Here is a 22450-nt window from a genome sequence, read left to right as displayed (position 1 = left end):
TGAGGCATCGGGGATTCGAACCCCGGACAACTTGATTAAAAGTCAAGTGCTCTACCGACTGAGCTAATACCCCATATTTAACTGGGCTAGTTGGATTCGGACCAACGAATGCAGGAGTCAAAGTCCTGTGCCTTACCGCTTGGCGATAGCCATCAGCAAAAGATCCTTTTAAAAGAAGGTGGATATAGGGATTCGAACCCTAGGCCTCCAGAGCCACAATCTGGCGCGCTAACCAACTGCGCTATATCCACCATAGGAATCTGTCGAAACAGATTCGACGAGCCTGAAGGGATTCGAACCCCCGACCCACGGCTTAGAAGGCCGTTGCTCTATCCAGCTGAGCTACAGACTCATATTCATTTTGCGATTCTGACCGTTTTATCCGGCACTGTAACCATTCCCGCACCTGACCTCTCAGCCAACTGCTTATCTGTCTCATCGACAGCAAAGATAGTATATAACATTTGAAAAAGAATGTCAACAGGAAATTTCATATTTTTTAAAATAATTTCAAAAATTCATTTCTTTTGACTTTCCCCCTATTTTTCCACCTCTTCCTGCTCGTATGACAGGAAGTCCGCCAGAAATCCCTTTTCCCGCAGCGCTGCCTCGATCTCGTCGAGAATCTCCTCCTGATCGGCAGCCACGTGATGGAAATGATAGCCCGATGTCACGTTTAAAAGCGGCGTGGAACGCCCAGTCCGGATATTTTCCACAAATGCCTCAACATCGCGGCGGCTGCGGATATTTAACGGCGCCGATACCTTTCCATAGATGCGGTGGTTGACCATGACATCCAGCACCTCGCCGCCCAGATCAACAATCGTATTCAGCTCTTCGCGCGTCTGCTCGGTCGTATGGCACATTTTAAAAAGGCGTTCCGTCTGGTGCGGCACCTCCAGCACATAACCGCGGGCAGTCGCAAGGACAGGGTGTCCCTCGGTACGCAGAAGCGCGATATCCTGCACCACCACCTGACGGCTCACGCCGACTGCCCGCCCCAGCGCCCCGCCGGAAAGCGGTGTGGATGACTGTCCCAGCATTTCCAGTATTTTCTTTCTCCGCTGTACTCCTGTCATCGTTGTTTCCATCCTGTTTTCCCTGTCCTTTCTTAGTTTTTAAATTTTTATAATGCCCGCAGATGTTTGAGGCTCAGATCCAGAATTGGTGCCGAGTGCGTCAGCGCGCCGCTGGACACATAATCTACGCCTAATTTCGTGATCGTTGCGATATTTTCCTTCGTCATATTTCCGGAACACTCCGTCTCGGCGCGTCCGTCGATGATGCGGATCGCCTCCGCCATCTCGTCCGGGGTCATATTGTCCAGCATGATAATATCAGCGCCCGCTTCCACTGCCTCGCGCACCATATCGAGATTTTCCGTCTCCACCTCGATCTTGCGGACAAATGGGGCATATTTCTTCGCCGCCTCAACCGCCGCCTTAACTCCGCCGGCTGCGTCGATATGGTTATCCTTGAGCATCACGCCGTCCGATAAGTTGTAACGGTGGTTGCTGCCGCCGCCAACCTTGACCGCATATTTTTCAAATATACGCATACACGGGGTCGTCTTGCGCGTATCTAAAAGCGTCGTCTTCGTTCCTTCTAAGAGCTTCGCCACCTGGTTCGTATAGGTCGCAATGCCGCTCATCCGCTGTAAATAGTTGAGCGCCGTCCGCTCGCCAGAAAGAAGCACCCGGATGTCGCCGGTGATCACACCTAAAAACTGCCCTTTTGTGACGGTATCCCCGTCTTTTACCTCAAATTTTGTCTCGGTCGCCTCGTCCAGAAGTTTAAACACGCGCTCAAACACCTGTAAACCGGCGATAATACCGTCTGCCTTGGCTAAGAGTTGTACCTCGCCCTTACGGTATTCCGGCATGACCGCGTTCGTCGAAACGTCCTCACTGTTAATATCTTCCTTTAACGCCATGCGGATATACTCATCCGCAACAAGCTGCATCGTAATTGGATTCATACTCTTCGTCCTCCCGTCCGGCGATCTTGCCTGCCGCTCTCTCTGCAAATACAAGGCTTTCCAGCAGACTGTTGCTGGCAAGCCGGTTCTTTCCGTGTACGCCGTTGCAGCTCGTCTCACCAACCGCATACAGGTGTCCATCGTCGTCTCGGAGAAATGATCGACATAGATACCGCCCATAAAATAATGCTGCGCCGGTACGACCGGAGCCGGTTCCTTCGTGATATCGTAGCCCTCTTTTAAGCACTCCTCATAAATGTGCGGAAAATGGTTCCGGATCGTCTCCTCCGGAACTGCCTTAAACGACAGCCATACATGATCGCTGCCCTCTTTTTCCATCTCCTTCTCGATCGCCTGCGTCACCACATCACGCGGCAGAAGCTCATCGACAAAGCGCTCGCCCTTTCCATTTAACAGAACTGCTCCCTCGCCGCGGGTCGATTCTGAAATCAGGAAGCTGCGTCCCGGCTTCTTGCTGTACAGGCTGGTCGGATGAATCTGGACATAATCGAGATGTTCCAGACGCACGCCGTGTTTCTTTGCCACATCCAGCCCATCACCTGTCAGGCTCGGGAAGTTCGTCGAATGCTTGTAAAGCCCACCGATACCGCCGGTCGCCAGAACCGTGTCTTTCGCATGAATCTTTAAAATATCGCCGTCTGCATTCTTTGCCAGAATACCGGTGCAGATGCCCTTTTCTACCAAAATATCCGTCATAACAGTATATTCCCGGATTTCTACATTCGGAAGTTCTTTTACACGCGTCTGCAGGGTCGTCGTGATCTCTTTTCCCGTGATGTCCTCATGGAAACAGATACGCGGCTGCGAATGCGCGCCCTCCTTTGTATATTTTAAACTGCCATCTGGATTTTTGTCAAACCCTACGCCTAATTTCAGCAGATTATTTATCACATCCCGGCTGGAGCGGATCATGATATCCACACTCTCCTTGCGGTTCTCGTAGTGTCCCGCGCGCATCGTGTCCTCAAAATACGCATCATAATCTGTCTCATCCCGCAGCACGCAGATACCTCCCTGCGCCAGCTGGAATCACAGCTCTCTATATCTTCCTTGCAAATCATTAAGATCCGGTCTTCCGACGGCAGGTTTAAAGCGGTGTACAGACCGCCTACGCCACACCCGACGATGACCACATCATAATTTTCCTCCCGGACCATTTTGTTGCCTTCCTTTCTATACCATACGTTTGCACTTATCTTTTTATCCTGCAGATAGTTCAGCCTTCAAATCGCAGAATACTATCTGCCACTCTATGCTCCTATCGCAAACAGAGTTCTCTTTCAATCCAAAACTTCATTTGTGCATCCGCACCAGTATAGCACATATTATTTCATGTGACAAGACATATGTAATGATATTTTGGGCGATTCTGCAAAAAACATATTACTATTCACGCATACGTGCCCAATAACCAAAAAACTCCAGTTTCATTGACAGTCCACCATAAATCCATTAAAATACCTACTATAATAAGGTATTTCGCCGAATTAAATTTAAACATATGAAGAGAAGGTATTTTCATGAAAATCAATCACGTACACGCAGTCTATTTCAGCCCGACCGGCAACGCGAAAAAGGTTATCATCACGCTGGCGCAGGCGATCGCGGATACACTCGGTGTCCCGATGGATTCCTATGATTTCACGCTGCCGGAAAGCCGCGAAAAAGTTCATACATACGGGGCAGACGATCTGCTCGTCATCGGCACCCCGGTCTACGCGGGACGCATCCCGAACAAGATGCTCCCATTTGTACAGACCCATTTTGAGGGAAATGGCGCGCTCGCCGTTCCGGTGGCTGTCTTCGGAAACCGCAACTTCGACAATGGGCTCATCGAGCTTCGCAATGAATTAGAGGCGCACGGTTTCCACACCATTGCGGGTGCCGGTATCCCGACCGAGCACGTATTCAGCGACAAGCTGGCAACCGGACGTCCAGATGCAGATGATCTCGCACAGATCCATGCATTCGGCATCAAAGCAGCTGAAAAGATCACTTCCCTGACCGAAATCCCGGCTCCGATTGCCGTGCGCGGCGATGATCCGGTCGGACCATATTACACCCCGCTCGGCACCGACGGAAAACCGGCTGTCTTCCTGAAAGCCAAACCAGTCACCGATCCGGAAAAATGTACTGGCTGCGGCATCTGTGCAACGGTCTGTCCGATGGGCTCTATCCCGGCAGATGCACCGGACACCTGCACCGGTATCTGCATTAAATGTCAGGCGTGCATCAAGATCTGCCCGGCTGGCGCGAAATACTTCGACAACGAAGCTTTTCTGTCCCACGTCGCGATGCTGGAGCAGAACTATACACGCAGGAGTGAGGCGGAGTATTTTATCTAAAGCTAGCCACATTCCAGCATAGTTTTAGGGCGGCACCATTTTACCGGTGCCGCCCTATCAACCTGCTTTTATGACCGTGGAGTCTTTATTTTTCTATGTCTCGTTCTATTCCTCTGTCTTTTTTCTTCCTGTCATTAATACATAGGCTGCTGCCATCATTCCGACTGTAAGTGCAGTCATCGGCACATTCATCTGATCCTCTCCAGTCTTCGGAAGTCCCTCTTCCGGTACGACCGGCTGAGGTTCTGGTTCAACCGGTGTAACCGGTTCGGTCGGTTCTGCTGCCGGACCAGACGCGGTTGTGGTCGAAGACTTTTTACTGCCAGAACCACTTCCACCGCCGTGACCACCATGACCTCCACCGCCATTATGATCCGGGGTCGGATCTGGTGTTGGAGTTGGATTATCGCCTCCGCTCATGGCATTGACAAATTTTACAACTGCTGTTTCTCCACCAGCGATTGTTCCTACATCTCCTGTTTTCGTCACGGTATAGCCTTCATTTCCGCTCTCTTCCACCGTGTAAGCAGTTCCCTCCGGAAGACCGGCTGCTGACTTGCTCTCGCCGTGCTTTAATGTAAATGTTGCTACATTATCGACAAATTCCATATCGCCATAATTTCCGTTCAATGCAGTGCCGCCCTGCAAGGTTACTTTAAACGTGAACGCTTTTTCCTTGTCTCCGCTTCCGGTGACCTCTTTGGAAACCGTCAGGCTGCCGTACCGGATTGGTGCATTGGTCAGTGTAATGTGATAGGTTTTGTTTTCCTTGTCATATTCTGTACTGGAACTTCCCTTCCATCCTTCCAGCGTTTCTTCTTCCACAATATAGTGACAATCTTCCACCTCTCCATTCGAAACGCATTTTGACGGAAGATCCTCAAACTACGCCGACCAGTTATTCTCCGCATTTAGTTCTGCGTGACTGTCGAGCTTCACTTTTTCACCGCTCGTATCGCCTACGCGGTAGAGATCCACGTACACGTGGTCTGGATGAGTTTCTTCGGTCCATTTTTTGGTTACTTCTACCGCCACATCTGCATATTCCATACCAATCACGACTGGACTGTTCGTTGCAATACCGCCGCCACGCTTGGAAACATTGTCACTGATAACAAGCTGCGCCTCCGAAGACGCCAATTTCTGGTGCTCCTCACTCAACTCTCCATGTAAACCAAATGACTTATTTGTATTGGTATAAATAGCCGGATCCGCTTCTGGATTTCCAGCCTGATAGCGATTTTCCGCCTCATCAGAATACCATCTGATCACACCGCCGCCCAGAGAACGACCGGAAACAGAAATGTGGGTAGTTGCGCTCGGCGGGTTGCTCTGAATCGAGAACTTATCCGGTGTATCGGTTCCTTCATAGCGGATCTCATCTCCTGATGCTTCATAAGAATAGGAAATGCCGCCTGTCTTCCCAGTTGCCTTATTTCCATAAAAAGCGCCGCCCAAAGTTGAATAAACCTCTGTCTCAGAGGTCGGGCACGCCCAGATTCCTGCACCACGCGATGCCCGATTTCCTGTTATCAGAACATTCGTAAGATGAAGCGTTGGATTCTCGTGATTCGTGTAATCAATTCCGCCGCCAAAGCCAGACGATCTATTTTCACTGATCAAACCACTGATTAAATTCACCTGGCTGTTCTTATCCATATTCAGCTTCATACCGCCGCCACGCTGACCCGCTTCATTCTTAGCAATGGTATTTCCTTCCAATGTCAGAACACAATCAGCCGCTCCAAGTACCCACAGCCCGGCGCCATTTCCCATGCTGCTATTTTCTGTAATGACATTGTTCTTCAATGTAACTGTTTTCGATATACGGCTGTAAATCGCACCGCCATCGCCGCCTCTGGCTGCCATCTCTGTAATCCGATGGTTATAAGCATGTGAATTTCGAATCCGGTTGCCTGTCAATTCTGCCGTCTGCACCGCATCCAGATGGATTGCTCCACCATAATCCTTAGATGTATTAGAGAAGAAATAATTTTCATTCAGTGTCACCGTTCCGCGATCTGCAAAAAGCGCACCGCCGCCAAACCAATACTGTCCAGTCGTTCCTGTCATATCAATCGCGCTGTTATAAAACAAATTACACTTCTCCATTTTAACCGCTGCCTGAGAAGTATAGACAGCACCTCCGCTCTGGGCGAAATTTCCCTGTCCACTATATTCTTTGTAATTATTATCTTCTCTTGTAAAATAACCGAAATTACATTTCTCTGCTTCCAGCGTACCTCCATTCATCAAAACAGCGCCGCCGTTTCCAGATAACGCCTGAAAACCTGCCAGAATCGTATTCCTCAGAATGACTGTTCCGCCCTTTGCCTCGATCGCACGGTTATCTGCACCCTTGCCGCTTCCGCCAAGCAGACCATTCAAAACCGTAAAGGTTCCCGATTCCGCAACCGCAAATGCACTGATTGTCTGTTTTGCTTTTGCTTCCGGAACTATTTTTACTTTTACTACTTTTCCATTCAAATCAAGTGTAAGAGCTTTATCAACTGAAACAGCATTTGACAGTCCACAGTTTTTCAGCACCTTCACCGTATCCCCATCATCTGCTGCCGCGAACGCAGCTTCCAGCGTATCATACGCTGTCCCATTTACCTCTGCCACACCGGCAGCTGCCTCGTTTAAAGCCAGCAGAATAGAAAATTCGTTGACGCCAAAGGTCAGTTTTGCTGTTTTTTCACTGTCCTCTGTGCTATCCTGGATTTCAACCTCAGAAAGTTCTGTGATGACATCCTCATGGATATGCAGGATTTTTGTCTCTTCCAGATTTTCTCCTGTCTCACTTTCAACTGCATTCTTTTTAAACTGAATGCTGACCTTGACTTCTTCGGATGGCTCGACTTCCTCTCCTGCCTCGTTTACAAATTTCACATCAAAGGCTGTAAAGGAATCCGCGCGGTATCCTTCTTCATGGATCTGATCGCTCAATGTCTGATGTTCTTCGCTTCCGTCCTTGATCTCTTCTGCTTTCAGCTTTACTTTTTCTTCAAACGCACCCGCCGGTACCGTCAGGGTAAGTACAGCAGAATCTGTATTGACCGTGTAGACCGCATCATCCACACTGCCGGAAAGTCCCAGCTCTGCAGCGGTCGTCACGAATGCAGTAGCTGCCGTATTTTTAAGAAGAACGCTCTCATATGTCTCGCCCTCTAGCCGCTCTGCTCCGTCTTCTATCTCGACTTCCGTCTCCGCATCCGGCTGGTCGGCTGTATTCGTTTCTTTCTCCGATGTCTCATCTTCCGTCTGTATCTCGCTCGCCGTCGCCGGTGCCGCTGTCAGAAACATCTTAAAATGATCCGATCGCGATACCTGCGCCACGTCCCCTGCTTCGCTGCCTGCAGAATCATTCTTTTCATTTTCTGAGCCCGAATCTGCATCCGGCTGACTGTCCTTTTCTTCTGGGGTACCTGTTTTTCCCGCATTACCCGCACCCGAGCCTGCTTCCTGACTCTTTTCCGGCTCGTTTGCCGGGTTCTCTGCTTCTGCCCCGTTTTCTGCTTTATTCGCCGGATTTTCCGCCTCTGAACCTTTTTCCGGTTCACTTGCCGGGTTCTCTGACTTGTCCACCTTTTCCGGAGTTTCCACCGGATTCTCTTTTTCTGGTTCCTGCGAATCTGTCTCTTTTACATTTTCTTTCTTCTCAGACTCTCCAGCCGTTTTATTTGATTTTTCTTCCGCACCATTCGAAATGGAAACTCCCGTTTCTTCGCTTGCTTCCATTTCTTCATCCTGGATCTGCTTCTTTAACTCTTTAGATGAGAGAATCGAAACTTTTCCGCTTCGTTTTCCATCTACCTCTATCTGCCCATATTCTTTCTCAGAAGAACGATTTAACAGCAGAAATAAAATTTCTTCCTCGCCTGTGATCGTATAATGATCCAGATCCTCTTTTTCATCCAGTCTCGCATAGACCTTTAAATTTACCTTTCCGTCCGGTGCTTTCACATCCGGATGCAATTCAAAGAGGGAACCATCTTCCTGAAACAGTGTCTCATACGCTTCTGATTCTTCTCCCTCAAAGGTTAGGGCATCTTCCTTGACCGGTTTTCCTTTCACCGCTTTTAATAGTGCCTCACTCAGCTCTTCCCGATCTAGGACAAAATTCTGATTTTCTTCCTCCGCCTCATTCTTTTCCAACAGCGGAGCCGTTGCTGCCAGCGCCGTCGTACTTCCAATACTGGTACTGATCATACTGGTGCACAAACAGACAGACAAAAGACGCTTCATCTGCTTCATTTCTTTATGAAACAAATGATGCCTCTGTTTCCGGCTCCTCCCCTTTGTCTCTAACTTCTTCATATTCTTACCTCCTGTTATAGATCTATTTCCCATTCTATTCTGCCGCCTCATACGCATATAGAATTGTCCGGGCATTGTTAAATTCATAGCTGCATGTCACAAATGAATACAAACGCATGATCGTTCCCTCGATCGGCGCGGACGCGCTCGCGCCCGCTGTCATCTGCTGAATATATGACGCAAATTCTTCTCCCGATGCAAACTCCGTTTTCCGTCGGATCGCATCCGGCGATGTGCAGACAGCCGCCAGGGCTTTTAAATGAATCTCCCGCTCCGGCGTATAAAGAATGATTTCTGAATGCTGATCGAAATAGCCCTGATCCTTGTATCTGGAAATGTCCTTAAACATACTTCCATTCTTCATGTGATGGCCGTACAGCACATTATGCAGGGACGAAAAATCTGCCTGATCGGCATAGTCCAGAAAAATCGTGCCCGCCGTGCTCTTCTGCCCGTTCAGGTCACGGTGCAGGTAATAATCATTGTCCTTCCCCTGAACCACCGGATAATTGATCTGTGTTCCCGGAATCTGAATCCAGGCAACGACGTCCGGATTCTGGGAATCCAGCACTGCGAAATCAATTGCTGACACATATTCTGTCTCCTTTATTGCATCCGTCTCATCTATCTCATTTTCCACTTCTGGCACTTTTTTCTCCGGCATTGTTTCTCCTGTCGTCCCTGCTTCCGACATTCCCACAACCTGAGCGGTCAGCTCTTCATGCGCCTTCTCCTGACGCATTTCATCCCATTTATGCATTGCCACCCCCGCTGTACCGAACGCCAGACAGATGACAGCTATCACAGCCGCTGCTTTCCGTGTCCACTTTTGCATCGATCCCTCCATCTTTGCCCGTGAAACGTTCTGCGCCTTTATTTGTTAAGCAAATTATATATTTTTATAAATGATGTATTAATTTGCATACAAAACGAAACAGATAACAGCATAGTTTTAGGACAGCGCCATTATTTCTGGCGCCGCCCTAAAAACCTGCTCTTATAACCGGGCAATTTTTATTTTTCTATGTCTCGTCTTACTCTTCCGTCTTTTTTCTGCCCGTCATTAATACATAAGCTGCTGCCATCATTCCAATTGCCAGCAGAGCCATCGGCACATCCATCCGATCCGTATCTCCGGTCTTCGGAAGTCCTTCTGCCGGTACAACCGGCTGAGGTTCTGGTACAACCGGCGTAACCGGTTCCGTCGGCTGGGCTGCCGGTCCCGACGCGGTTGTGGTCGAAGACTTTTTACTGCCAGAACTACTTCCGCCTCCGTGACCGCCGTGGCTTCCGCCTCCGTTATTGCCTGGATTCGGGGTCGGGGTAGGATCAGATCCCGGTTCCTGGCTTCCATGTTCTACCACATATGATACGGTCGGCTTCGGGAATTCTTCTGGCCGATACTCATTTCCACGGCTGTCTACCGGATACAGGACCGCCTCCTGATTGGTATAGAGCCCTTCATAGTGCTGGCTGCCGTCCCGGTCATATTTTCCATATGTTCCATCCGCCGTCTTTGGGTTTATCAGTTTTACGGTATAGGTCAGCTGCACCGGTGCAAAGTTTGAAACTGGTTCATTTATATACCAGGTAAACATCTCTGTCTCTGCCTTATTTCCCGCGTCATATACCACTTTAAAACGATAATTCTGCGGTCCCGGTTCTCCGTCTCCAAAATACCAGGTGTTGCCCTCCTGATACATAGAAAGCGCTTTTCCCCCTACTGTCAGCTGGTCTAAGTGATCGAAATCAAAGTTATAATCCTCTTTCACATAACCCATATAATCTTTCACAACAGAACCTTTATCAACGGCATACAAAATATCATTTTCTATACTTTCAAATGAAACCTGCTTTCCATTCGCGAGGTACCGCATGAAACTCATTCCCCACTCATAGTTACTTGCCGTTCCGGGCGGCGTAATCGGCATCGCATAGCAGTGATATCCTTCCGAAGCTGCCTGTGCGTACGCCTCGTATGAAAGATATAATGCCTTATCGATCGAATTCACATAATTTCCTGCTTCCTCCACCGGTGTAATAAGCGATGCATCCGGTTCCGTTCCATATGGATAGTCGTGTGTATCCTTCTGCTCTGAAAGTCTGGCTCCTATGCCGGTCAGCCATGCATTCCAGTCCGTCGGTGCCTGATTATTTCCATACTTGGATTTCCAGTTATCCGGTCCTGCAAAATGTTTCGGAGAATCTGCCATAAATCCCCAGGCAACCGCCGTCGGATTCTCATTAAACATATAGGTAATACCATCACTGACAACTACCAGTGTCTTGCGTTCATCTGCCACTCCTGTATCCTGGTCTAACATTGATTTACCCGCTAAAATACCTGCGTGAAGATTGGTTCCACTCTTAATTTCCTGACAAATGGCTGCTTCAATCGCCTCATATTGGGTCTCCAAATCCATAAATCCATCCGTATGCGCTTCCTTGTTAAAGAGCACTACTCCCACTTTGACCTTTGCTCCCTTTTCCTGCACTTCTTTCTTGAGGTTCTGAAGCATTTCCAATGCCTGCTCTTTCAGTCCCGTGCTGGTTGATTTATCTAAGACAAGCACCACATCACTTACCAGCTGCTCCTCCGCTGACGGCAAGGACAAAGCCACTTGAGACTTAAAATTTTCATCCAGCTGTTCCGCTGTCTTCGATTTAGAAGTTCCTCCCTCTGGAATCGTCGGAAGTTCTCCTCCCGGAATCGTATATGATACAGTCGGTTTCGAAAATACTTCCGTTTTTCCTTTTTCCTGATCGCTTCCAACCGGATGCAGCACTGCTTTCTGGTTCGTATAAAGTCCATCATACTCTTCGCTTCCGTCTTCATCGTACCGTCCATACGATTCTCCTGGATTGTTCTTCGGATTTACCAGTTTTACCGTATAGGTCAGCTGCACCGGTTCATTATTTTTTACCGCCTCATTCATCGTCCAGATGAAATGTTCTCCTCCTTCTTTATCCGACGGATCGTATTCCACCTTAAAACGATATTGAGCTGCATTCACGTCTTCATTTCCAAAATAAACGGTATTTCCATCTTTCCATTTAGAAAGCTCCCTGCCGCCAACAGTCAGACGGTCGATGCTCTTTAAGTCAAAATTGTAGTCATCCTTGACCCAACCCATATAATCTTCCACAGTCGAGTCCCGATCGACGGCATAAAGGATATCATTTTTGATATCTTCAAAACTTACCGTTTTTCCGTCTGCCAGATATTTCACAAAGCTCGGTCCCCATGGATAGCTTTCACCAGCAGATGAACCAATCGGCATCGCATAGCAGTGATACTGTTCCTTCGCCGCTTCCAGATATGCCTCATAGGAAAGATAGAGCGCTTTATCAACGCTATTGGCATATTTTTTTCCTTCATCAGGTGGGGTACATGGCGTTAAATCTCCTGGCTCATATGAATGGTCAAATTCATCGCCTGTGCATCCATCTGCGCTTTGATTGTACCCAGGCGCTCGTTCCACTCATCCTCCGATAATGCTTTATTATTCCCATATTTAAGAATCCAGTTATCCGGTCCCGCCCAGGAATGTTCTGAACCATCATTCTCAAATCCCCAGGCAACCGCCGTCGGTTTTTCCCCAAAAATATAGGTAATGCCATCGCTTAAAAGCACCAGGCTCTTTCTTCCTGCTGCCACCTGCGTATCCTCATCCAGCATTTTCTTGCCTGCAAGGATTCCAGCCGAAAGATTCGTTCCGCTGCTAATATTCTCACGGATCGCTGCCGCAATCGCATCATACTGGGTTCCCAAATCCATAAAGTCAGACTTGTGCGCTTCTTTATTGAAAATAACGACTCCAACCTTTACTTTTGCGCCATTTTCCTTTGCCTGCGCCTGCAGCTCCTTAAGCATCTCTAACGCCTCATTTTCCAGCTGCACGCTGGTAGATTTATCCAGCACAAACACAATGTCATTTTCCAGTTTTTCCTCCGCTGACGGAAGGGAAAGTGTTACCTGGGATTCAAAATTTTCGTCCAGATTGGTAGCTTTTTTAGACTTCGAAATCTGCCAGTGTGGAATTTCTTCCACTTCCACTGCCGACAAAACAGCTACGTCTGTCAGACCAAGCTCCATCGCGGAAGTTACAAATGCGGCTGCGGATGCATTCTTAATGCCTACCGTTTCATATGAATCCCCCAGAATGCGTTCGAAATTGTCTTCTTCTGCTTCGTCGCCTACAATCGCCTTATTTTTTTCGTTTTCATCGTTCTCGTTCTCTTCTTCTTTTGCATCAGACGGAGATGCCATTGCAGCTGAAGTCAAAAACATCGAAAAATGAGCCGAACGTGATACCTGAACTGAACCTTCGTCCTGGGCGCTGTCATTTTCTGAATCCGATGTATCTGCATCGGATGTATCTGTTTCGAACGCATCCATGTCTGCTTTTTCATTCTCGTTCTCAGAATCCGGTTCCGATAAATCTTTCTTGTCATCCGCTGCTTCCGATTCTTCTTTTATTTGATTGTTACCTGTATCTGAAGCATTTTCCTGCTCCTTTACATCGTCCTCCAGAGCCGTATCCTCTTCTGTGATATCTTCACTTCCTGCCGGAACTGCACTTTCCGGTTCTTTTACCTCATTTTCTATCTCGGTCGGAACCGCTTCCTCTGTCTCCAGCTCAACCTGCTTTTTTACTTCACCAAATGGCGCAACCGTCATCCATGCGCTGGCTCTTCCATCCACCAGAATCCGTCCGGTGCGCTCTTTTGAAGAAGAATTGGTCATCAGGAAAATAATTTCTTCATTTCCGCTGATCGTATACTGATCCATGTCCTCTTCATCCTCTAAGCGGGCATACATTTTCAAAGTAAGCCGGTCGTTTTTCTTCTCGAAATCTGGATGCAGTTCATATAGATTTCCTTCTTCAAACAGTCCCTCGTAGGTTTCTGCCTCATCGCCGGAAAACGTAAATGCATCCTCTTTTACTGTCTTTCCTTTTTTAGCAGCATCCCGGATTGCCTGCCTGAGGACTTCTTTTTCCAATGAAAATTCCTGTCTTTCATCCCCTCCTTCGGATGTGGCAGCTGCAAATGCGGCTGTATTTGCCACGCTTGTGCTCAACATACTGCTGCACAAAAGCACTGACATGAAACGCCTTGACTGACGCCCAAACCAGCCTTGACTGTAACTTTTCCCCTTTTTCTTCGTTTTTTTCATTCTTTTTGCCTCCCGTCTTATCATCAACACAGGTTCCCTTATGCGGATTTAAATACCTCCATTCTGCACCGCTTTCACGCCATGTTCCCGCAAAAATGGCTCGTACAATTCCTCTTCTGCTTTTTTCCGCGCTGCCACCGCATCCTCAAGGTTTACGAAGGTTCCAAGGTTGTACACTTTTCCCTGAAAGCCGATCGCTGCCCGCCACCGGGAATTTTCCCGCTGGTAGACGCCTCGGTAGCCGCTTGTATTGTTTGCCGTATTTTTCTGGTTGGCGATTCGTTCCAGGCAGGTTCCGCCTACAAAATGAATCGCTTTTTTCATGTTTTTCTTTCGTGTCTCCGCCTGCAGGCACCCACAGCTCTTGGTTTTTCCCGCGCACAGGCTTTCTTTGGATGCCTCAATCAGGCGTCCGCAGCTACAGACACATTTCCAATATTCACCTGTCCGGTTGGAATTATCCGCCTCTTCAAGCACTTTCAAACGTCCGAACTGACGACCTGTCAGATCGATCCGCCGACTGGACGGAAGTTCCTTCCGATAGCACCCGCAGCTTTTCGTATGCCCTGTTTTCAGATGGGACTCCTCCACGGTTTTTTCTTTCCCGCAGTCACACCGGCACAGCCAGTAATGGCGGCGGCTTTTTTCTGCCTGTTTTATCTCCCGGCAGACGGTCAGGCGTCCATACCGGCGCCCCGTCAGATCTTCTCTCACATACTCCACCTCCCCGGCTGACATAATGGGAATTATGTCATATCCACCTGTTTTGTTTTTTCTTTAATTTGCAAGGTTTTTGTCGGATTTTGGATAAAATATCTGTACTTTCAAGTACTGTTTTTTAACGTCTTTGTAGGTTGAAATTTTTTCTCAGAAGTGATAAACTTGATAATAAAATCATATATTTAGATATGTATGCAGATTTTTTTCATTTCATGACATAATTCCCATTATGTTTTTCGTCAATTTTCCCTATCAATCAACAAACCTAATTCCAGCTGTCTGCGGCACGCTTCACGGCTGCTGATGATCGTATAACGTCTTGTCGTTTCCACGCTGCTGTGACCCAGATAGTCTGCCAGACGGACCAGATCGTGATCGCGCTCATAAAATATCTTGGCAAACAGATGGCGCAGATTGTGCGGATATACCTTGCTCGGAAGAACACCCGCTTCGGTGCAGACGGATTTCATGTCCGCCCACACATTCTGTCTGCGGACTGCCTGCCCGTTTTTTGTGACAAAGATGCTGCCTCTCACAATCCGCTGCTTCTGGCAGTACTGCGTCAGATACAGCATCAGCGACTGCGGCAGCAGGATCACCCGCTGTTTTCCCTTACAGTCGATCACTACTTCCCCCTGTGCCAGCGATTCCGCTGTAATATATGAAAGCTCGCTGATTCGTATGCCCGTGCTCGCGATCGTCTGCAATATCGCACAGAGGCGTTCATCGCCGCGCTCCCGCGCCGCCTTAACTAACTTTTGATAATCGCTGCGCGTCATTTCCTGTCTCTCATCACAGAAAATCCGCTTCTGCACCCGGAACGTGCGGACACAGTATTCCTGTCTTCCGATAAAATGAAAGTAGCTGTTCAGAGACGCAAGCATCGAATTGGCGCTGGACGTTTTATAATGAGCTTGCAGATATTCCTTAAAAGATATAATTGTATTTTTATCCCAGTCTTCATCAGCAAACATCAAAAACTTTCTCACGTCCCTGCAGTATTTTTCGATCGTGTGGCTGCTTTTTTCCTGTTCTCTCAAATAATCCCTAAATCGTTCCAATTCATTTTGTGTTTCCTGTTTCAATACGTTTCCTCTCTTTCTCACGAAACTTTCTCGCGTATTTGTTTTTTTCGCAGCTGTTTTTTCTTTCACAACTGTGACCACTTTTCTATTTTCTGAAAAGTAATCTTATAGTATACGCACCGGAAACAGAAATCTCGCAAAAAAAACATTTTTGCTCTTTTAATCGGATTTTTGCAGAACCAGACATCACTGCGCCCGAAATTTTTTCACATGGACTCTCTTTGATCTTCACAATAAAAACAGGACAGCCGCTCCCATATTGCTCGGAACAGCTGCCCTGTTTTTTCATATATTTTCTTTTATATTCATTTTACTCGTCCGCCCGGATCGCCCAGCGCATCTTCGTCGAGCGGGCACGCGGGTTCTGTACGCACTCCTGCGCGGACGGGCGCACCACATCTTTGGAATATTCTTTATAGATACCGGCGCGATATCCCTCTTTGAGCGCCGCTTTCACCAGTTTATCCTCTCCGGAATGGAAGGTCAGGATCGCTGCCCGTCCGCCCGGTCGAAGCGCATTTGGAAGCTTCTCCATAAACTCATAGAGTACTTCAAATTCCTGGTTTACATCGATCCGGAGCGCCTGGAAAACACGCTGACAGGTCTTCTTGACTGTCTCCTTTTTCTCCTTTTCCGGAAGGAAATCCAATGTTTTTTCAATGATTTCACGGAGTTTCGTGGTCGTATCGATCCGATTTCCACGGCGGATCTCATCCGTGATCGCTTTTGCCAGCTCCTCGCAGTACGGTTCGTCTGAATTTTCGTACAGCATGCCCGCCAGCTCCTCACGCTCGATCGTGTCAAGGCGCTCGGCGGCGCTGATGCCTTTTTCCTGATTCAGGCGCAGGTCCAGCGGTCCATCTACCTTGAACGAAAAGCCTCGCTTCGGATTGTCAATCTGCATCGAAGACACGCCCAGATCGGCTAAAATAAAATCAAAACCACCCGCTTCTTTGGCAATCTCATCGATTGTACAGAAGTTCTGGAGACGGATTGAAAGCATGTCCTCGCCATAGCCCGCTTCTTCCAGGCGTTTCCGCGTCTTGGCGGATTCCTCCGGATCAACATCGGTCGCATACATATGTCCCTGCCCTTTCAGGCAGGCCAGCATTGCCTTCGTATGTCCGCCGTATCCTAGCGTCGCATCAAATCCGACCTGCCCCGGCTGGATCTGCAAAAAGTCCAGAATCTCCTGCACCATAATGGAAATATGCATGCCCGCTGGTGTATTTCCCTTCTGAATCACGTGCTGGATCGTGTCCTGATACTTCTCCGGCTGCAGCTCTTTATATTTTTCTTCAAATTTCTTTGGATATTTTCCTTTATATCTGACACGCCGTTTGTGTGGTGTCTGATTTTCCTGATCCATAAAAGCCTCCCATATCTGCTTAGATTTTCCATTGATTTTCCCATCTGTCAAATCGAAAATCATATTGGTTCAAGCATATATGGAAGGCGTTCAAATGTCAATTCTTTCTTGATTTTTCCAGATAAAACGCAGCATCATAGGTATACAATAAAGGCGTTTTGGTTGAAATGTTTCTCCGGGCAGATGTTTGCAGATGAGCCATCAAATCTTTCTGTATATAAAATACTCATTCTCCCCAATGTCTGACGCTCCTGCCTGCCCGGATACTCCTTTTCAACGTGCATAGTATGACGAATTGTGTGGCGTTTTGCATCGGCGGGATACTTGACACAGCATCCCGCTTTCAATAAAATGATTATACATCGTACATTGATGTGCGATACAATCCCTTTTTAGCTAATTTATATAATTTTTACTTATTTTTCATGTAATTATAAAAAACTATGAGTGTAAAAAATTGCACCAGAACCCTACATAACAAATATACATGATTGCACATCTTATGGATATCTAACAGGAGGTTTTATGACGCACGATAAAAAACGGCTGCTCTCGATCGGCGAGGCAGCCAAAGCGTTGGAAGTGACCCGGCGCATGATTTTAAATTATGAAGACAAGGGGCTTATTCTGCCGGATCAGAGAGACGGTATCAATGGAAACCGTTACTATACAGCAGACACCGTCTCGCGCATCCGGAGCATCCGCATTCTGCAGAATCTCGGTCTCTCGCTGGATGATATCTATGCCTATTATCACGGCACGACGGATCTGGAGCCGCTGATCGCGCGTCTGGAAGATCTGCGTGACGAAATCAGCCGGAATATTGAGAAATTAAAAGAACATTCAAAAGGGCACAATGACTTTGAAATCCGACAGATAGAACTTCCCGCCCAGACCGTTTACTGCCAGGATCTGCATTCGACAGAACTTGAAGACAAGAAAGAGCAATTACGTAGCGTCTTCATCAAGGCGATCCGCCAATATGGTTCTGACACCACCCAGCATATGTTTTTCACCGAATACAACCTTTCGAATCCGGGCGATTTTACCTGCTGCATCGCCGTCCCGCCGGAAAGCCTGGGTGAACATCTCGTCACCCTGCCCTGCCAGAAAGCGCTCTGTATCTTTTATCACGGTGCCTATGAAGGTCTTCCGGTAATTGTGAAGCACCTTTGTGCGTATACAAACAAATATCAGATTCCATTAAAGGGCACCGCCCGCCACCTCTATCTGGAGGGACCGCCCCAGCACAAAAATCCTGAGAATTTTCTGACGCAGGTAGCGGTTCTGATGGCGGATGATACCCTTTAACCAAAACTTATTTCTCTAATTTTATTATTTTAATTCCTCTGGGCGCAGCACGCATTGACCCACTCTATAAAGTTATCGGCCGCGGCAGCCCGCATGGACATAAACAAAGCCCTGATCCGTATAATCCGTAAAACTCCGGTACTCCGTCAGATCCTCCTGCGCCGCATATCCCGGCGTATTGACTGGAAATACGATCGGCTCCGAACGTGCCTATCTGTACCCAGAATCACTGCCTTACACTTCAATCGCCCCAAACCGGAACGAATACAGGTAGCGCTCCGCCACCCTTTTTCCTGTCATCTGTTCTAGTGCGCGGGTATAGTAGCGCACCTGTGCCTCATAGCGGCGGATCAGAATGTCTGAATTTTCCACATAATCTGTCTTATAATCCACCAGAACCAGCTTGCCGTCCTCCTCAAAAAAGGCGTCGATGATACCCTGTATCAGAATCCGCTCATCCGAATCCCAGTCGCCCATTTCGCGCGCCGGAATACCGATGACGAACTGTTTTTCCCGGTACAGTTTCCCGGCTGCTGCCGCTCTCTGCATGCGTTTTCCCAATGAACTGGCTGTCAGTTTTGCCAGATCTGAGCCGCGCACCAACGCCGCCGCCTCGGCATCCATCCGCCCCTCAGCCGCCAGCTTCGCCGGAAATGCATTTAACTCCTGTCTCGACATTGCCCGCTCAAACGGCAACAACTGCAACACACGGTGGTACGCTGTACCGCGCGTCGCGCCGCCTTTTTCTTCCTGCTCCTTCTCCATAAACACTGGCAGCGTCGGCAGAAATACCATCTCCTCCTCTTCTTCCTCCATGCCCTTTTTCTTGAGTTCAGAAACGGACATCTTGGTGTTGAGACTCAGATCGTCCAGGTATGGGTACTGGAAATGGTAGTTGCTGCTGATGATCGATTCTATTTGCCTGATATTTTCGAGCCGATTTTGCGTGTTTGGATGATTCTCGTCATTCGACAAATGGCTGTCCTCCCCCGCCAGCCACCGCAGCCACTCTCTCGATAACGTCTGGCGTATCTGCGTGCCGATCTCACGGTCGATCTGGTCGGAAAGCGTTTCCGTCTGATATGAAATCCACGGATTTTTTTCCGGAATACTCATCAAAATCCAATCCAGATACGAGGAAGCCAGCGTCAGAATCGTATACGGAATCGCTCCGTGTTCGGCTGCCACTGCGCTCCACTTCGCAATCCGATCCTCCAATTTCCGGGAGGACGCCGTCAGATCAGTTTTTCCTTCGCACGCGTCAGCGCCACGTAAAGAACACGCAGTTCCTCGCCCAGCGCCTCCAGTTCCATCCGGCGTTTCATCACATTTTTCTTGAGCGTCGGTCCCTTGATGCGCTTCTCGCTGTCCAGATAGTCGGTTCCGATTCCCAGATCCGCGTCGATCAGAAGTTTCCCCCGCGTATCCTGCTTGTTAAAATTTTTTCCCATTCCAGCTACAAACACGATCGGAAATTCCAGCCCCTTGCTCTTGTGGATGCTCATGATCCGCACCACCGTTCCCTCGGAATCCGCCACCGGCGCCTCGCCAAAATCTGTGTTATATTTTTTCAATTTTTCAATATACCGGATGAAATGGAACACACCCCGGTAGCTCGTCGCCTCATAGGCTGCCGCTTTCTCCACCAGCATATCCAGGTTGCCGCGCCGTCCCGCCCCGCCCGGAAGCGCCGATACATAGCGGTAATAGCCCGTTTTGTCGTAAATCCGGTAGAGGAGTTCGTGCATCGGCAGGTAAACAGATTCCTGGCGGAATGTATCCAGGAGAGTAAAGAGTTTTTGGAGTTTTCGGCGCAGGTTATTCTTTTGAATTAATTTATTTTTTTGAAAACGAAACGCATCCGCGATCGACGACTCGTCACTTTCGTCATTCGACTTCACCGGTCCATCCTCGTTCATATACTCCACAACCGCCCGGTAAAGCCCTGCATCCCGCGACCGGTTAACGCCCGCCTTATGTTCCGCCACAATCCACGCCATCTCCTCATCAGAAACGCCGCCAAACGGCGATTTGAGCACCGACGCCAGGGGAATGTCCTGCATCGGATTGTCGATGACTGCCAAAAGATTCAGCACCGTCTCGACTTCCAGCGTATTAAAATATCCCGTCCGAGACTCTGCGACCGCCGGAATCCCCTGCGTCGCCAGCACCTCGATAAATTCTTCCGCCCATCCGCTGACGCTTCGAAGCAGAATCACAATATCCCCGTACTGCGCCCGACGGTAAGCGCCAAGCTCCTTATCCCAGATCGTGATCCCCCGTTTTTTATCCGTCATCTCACGGATCTTTCCGGCGATCATGCGCGCTTCCAGCTCTCTGGCGGTGTAATCGGCTGCCTCATCATCCAACTCGGGGGATTCCGTCTCTTTCTGCGGCTGCGCCGACAAATCCACCAGCAAAAGCTCCGTCTTTAACTCATCCAGGCCATCCCGCTCTTCAAAGGCTGCGCCCGGATGCAGTGCCGCATCTTCCGTATAGGATATATTTCCCAGCTTTTCCGTCATGATACGGTAAAAAATCGCATTGATCGATTCCAGTATGTGATCCCGGCTTCGAAAGTTCTGGTGAAGCTCGATCTTCTGGTGCGCGCTCTCCTCCGACGTGTATGTACTGTATTTTTCCAGAAATAATTCCGGTCTCGCCAAGCGGAATTTATAGATACTCTGCTTGACATCGCCCACCATAAACACATTCGGGCGGTCAAAGCGTTCACCGCTGATGCACTGGATCAACGTCTCCTGAACCAGGTTGCTGTCCTGGTACTCGTCCACCAGAATTTCGTCGTACTGCACGGCGAGCTCATCCGCGACTGTGCCTGGTACACGCACTGTCCAGGCATTTTTCCCCTGCATCTGATCGGTTTCTTCTGCACTTGAAGTTTCCTCCGCCTCGGAACATTCTGCTTCCGGTTCTGTCAGAATCTCCAGCGCAAAATGTTCCAGATCATGAAAATCTACCACATTTTTCTCTTTCTTCTTCGCCCTAAACCGCCGTCCAAATTCCTGTGCCAGCTCCAAAAGTTCCAAAATCCGCTCTTTTCCAGCTTCCATATCCGCAAGCATCTGCTCCGGGGATGCAAACAGATACTCTCCTTTTAACTTTTCAACTGCTTTTTTGACCCGGCTGCGGCAGTCGGAAACAAGCGCCTTTTTCTCCGGATCGACCTCCCCGTTTTTGCCGCGGATCGCCGCCAGACGCGAAAACGTAAATTGTTCCAATGCCTCCGAGATCGTTTCAAACGAACCGGCTGCCCCACAGACTGCCTCCGCATGGCGCAGATCTTCCTCGATCATCGGCAGGTACGGCATCGGTCCCCCCGTCTCCTGGCAGATCTCCCACGCCTCCCGAAGCTGTATTTTCCACTCCTGCGCCTGCAATGCAATATCACGCAAAAGGAACTGCATCCACTCCGTCTGCTCCAGCTCTCCCTGTTCGGTCAAGAGCAGCTCCTCACGGCATTTTTCATACCACGCATCCGGCCACGGGTTACTCTGGGCGAAATTGTAGACCTGCATCACATACTCGGCAATTCCATCGTCCGCCTTGCCCGTCGCATACGCGTCCACAAACTCCTCATACCGTTTCCCGCCGTCGCGGTAATAATCTTCCAGCAGCCCATCCATCACATCAGCGCGCATCAGAAGCATTTCGCCCTCATCGCCAACCCGGAATGCCGGATCGATGTCCAGCCGGTCAAAATGTTCCCGCATGATATGCAGGCAGAAGCTGTCGATCGTCGTGATCTGGGCAAACTGAACCAGAACTGCCTGCTGCTGGAGATGTTCATTTTCCGGCTCCGATTCCAGTTTTTTCTCAATCGCCGCCTGGATCCGCTCCCGCATCTCCGCCGCTGCCGCCCGGGTAAAAGTCATGACAAGCAGGCGGTCTATGTCCTTCGGGTTCTCCCCCTCCGTGATCATCTGGATGATCCGCTCAACCAGCACCGCGGTCTTGCCGCTTCCGGCCGCTGCCGACACCAGGAGGCTTTTCTCCCGCCCCTCAATTACCTGCTTCTGTTCCCTGGTCCAATTTACTGCCATTTCTCGCCCTTTCCTTTTTCATGACTGGTTCTTCTTTCATTCCCACAGTCACAGCCAAACA

The 22450-nt window shown here is 48.9% G+C and carries 14 protein-coding genes, 4 tRNA genes and 1 pseudogene; 2 read left to right on the top strand and 17 right to left on the bottom strand.

What is annotated here, in order from left to right:
• The 7 genes and pseudogenes from DWX76_RS02980 to DWX76_RS02950 form a co-directional block, all read right to left on the bottom strand.
• Nucleotides 1-73 (bottom strand) — tRNA-Lys (locus tag DWX76_RS02980).
• 11 nt (nt 74-84) lie between these two features.
• Nucleotides 85-153 (bottom strand) — tRNA-Gln (locus DWX76_RS02975).
• 24 nt (nt 154-177) lie between these two features.
• A tRNA-His gene (locus DWX76_RS02970) sits at nt 178-251 on the bottom strand.
• A 27-nt stretch (nt 252-278) separates the two neighbouring features.
• Nucleotides 279-352, bottom strand: a tRNA-Arg gene (locus DWX76_RS02965).
• A gap of 187 nt (nt 353-539) precedes the next feature.
• Nucleotides 540-1079, bottom strand: coding sequence for a transcription repressor NadR (locus tag DWX76_RS02960; protein WP_333489813.1), 540 nt, complete (start codon nt 1077-1079; stop codon nt 540-542).
• Nucleotides 1080-1126: 47 nt separating this feature from the next.
• Nucleotides 1127-1933, bottom strand: coding sequence for a carboxylating nicotinate-nucleotide diphosphorylase (gene nadC / locus DWX76_RS02955; RefSeq protein ID WP_412693976.1), 807 nt, complete (start codon nt 1931-1933; stop codon nt 1127-1129).
• Nucleotides 1913-3156: pseudogene (locus DWX76_RS02950) on the bottom strand (L-aspartate oxidase); the annotation flags it as partial. The gene nadC and the pseudogene DWX76_RS02950, both read right to left, overlap by 21 nt.
• A gap of 363 nt (nt 3157-3519) precedes the next feature.
• Between DWX76_RS02950 and DWX76_RS02945 the strand changes: the two are divergent.
• The gene (locus DWX76_RS02945) at nt 3520-4344 is read left to right on the top strand and encodes an EFR1 family ferrodoxin (RefSeq protein WP_118570084.1); all 825 of its coding nucleotides are present in this window, start codon (nt 3520-3522) and stop codon (nt 4342-4344) included.
• A 105-nt stretch (nt 4345-4449) separates the two neighbouring features.
• Here DWX76_RS02945 and DWX76_RS02940 read toward each other — a convergent pair whose 3' ends face one another.
• The 8 genes from DWX76_RS02940 to rsmH all read right to left on the bottom strand — a co-directional run bounded on the left by DWX76_RS02940 (nt 4450) and on the right by rsmH (nt 17017).
• Complete coding sequence (locus DWX76_RS02940) at nt 4450-5190, bottom strand: DUF5979 domain-containing protein (protein WP_118570083.1); 741 nt, start codon at nt 5188-5190, stop codon at nt 4450-4452.
• A 39-nt stretch (nt 5191-5229) separates the two neighbouring features.
• Complete coding sequence (locus tag DWX76_RS02935; protein WP_118570082.1) at nt 5230-8664, bottom strand: right-handed parallel beta-helix repeat-containing protein; 3435 nt, start codon at nt 8662-8664, stop codon at nt 5230-5232.
• Nucleotides 8665-8698: 34 nt separating this feature from the next.
• Complete coding sequence (gene srtB / locus DWX76_RS02930) at nt 8699-9499, bottom strand: class B sortase (protein WP_182429714.1); 801 nt, start codon at nt 9497-9499, stop codon at nt 8699-8701.
• A gap of 199 nt (nt 9500-9698) precedes the next feature.
• Nucleotides 9699-12146, bottom strand: a complete 2448-nt coding sequence (locus tag DWX76_RS02925) for a VWA domain-containing protein (protein WP_147353829.1) — start codon at nt 12144-12146, stop codon at nt 9699-9701.
• Nucleotides 12062-13843, bottom strand: a complete 1782-nt coding sequence (locus DWX76_RS02920; protein ID WP_182429713.1) for a VWA domain-containing protein — start codon at nt 13841-13843, stop codon at nt 12062-12064. Before DWX76_RS02920 ends, DWX76_RS02925 begins: the two co-directional genes overlap by 85 nt.
• 48 nt (nt 13844-13891) lie before the next feature.
• The gene (locus DWX76_RS02915; RefSeq protein ID WP_118524622.1) at nt 13892-14557 is read right to left on the bottom strand and encodes a hypothetical protein; all 666 of its coding nucleotides are present in this window, start codon (nt 14555-14557) and stop codon (nt 13892-13894) included.
• Nucleotides 14558-14802: 245 nt separating this feature from the next.
• Nucleotides 14803-15648: a tyrosine-type recombinase/integrase gene (locus DWX76_RS02910; RefSeq protein WP_118472132.1), complete on the bottom strand. Its 846-nt coding sequence runs from the start codon at nt 15646-15648 to the stop codon at nt 14803-14805.
• Between the two features lie 310 nt (nt 15649-15958).
• The gene (rsmH, locus tag DWX76_RS02900; RefSeq protein ID WP_107000320.1) at nt 15959-17017 is read right to left on the bottom strand and encodes a 16S rRNA (cytosine(1402)-N(4))-methyltransferase RsmH; all 1059 of its coding nucleotides are present in this window, start codon (nt 17015-17017) and stop codon (nt 15959-15961) included.
• Between the two features lie 525 nt (nt 17018-17542).
• On the opposite strand from rsmH, the gene DWX76_RS02895 reads away from it, so the two are divergent.
• Nucleotides 17543-18328, top strand: coding sequence for a MerR family transcriptional regulator (locus DWX76_RS02895; protein WP_118570078.1), 786 nt, complete (start codon nt 17543-17545; stop codon nt 18326-18328).
• Between the two features lie 234 nt (nt 18329-18562).
• Here DWX76_RS02895 and DWX76_RS14835 read toward each other — a convergent pair whose 3' ends face one another.
• Both DWX76_RS14835 and addA read right to left on the bottom strand, forming a co-directional pair.
• Nucleotides 18563-19516 (bottom strand): PD-(D/E)XK nuclease family protein, encoded by a 954-nt coding sequence (locus DWX76_RS14835; protein WP_412693970.1) that lies wholly within the window; start codon nt 19514-19516, stop codon nt 18563-18565.
• Between the two features lie 47 nt (nt 19517-19563).
• A complete protein-coding gene (gene addA, locus DWX76_RS02890) occupies nt 19564-22389 on the bottom strand; it encodes a helicase-exonuclease AddAB subunit AddA (RefSeq protein WP_412693969.1) in 2826 nt (941 codons plus the stop codon).
• Nucleotides 22390-22450: the final 61 nt, after the last annotated feature.

This window comes from Clostridium sp. AF21-20LB, from assembly GCF_003478795.1.
In the GTDB taxonomy this organism is placed as follows: domain Bacteria; phylum Bacillota; class Clostridia; order Lachnospirales; family Lachnospiraceae; genus Otoolea; species Otoolea fessa.
The sequence above is the reverse complement of the archived record's forward strand: the minus strand, read 5'-3'. Positions and strand labels throughout refer to the sequence as shown.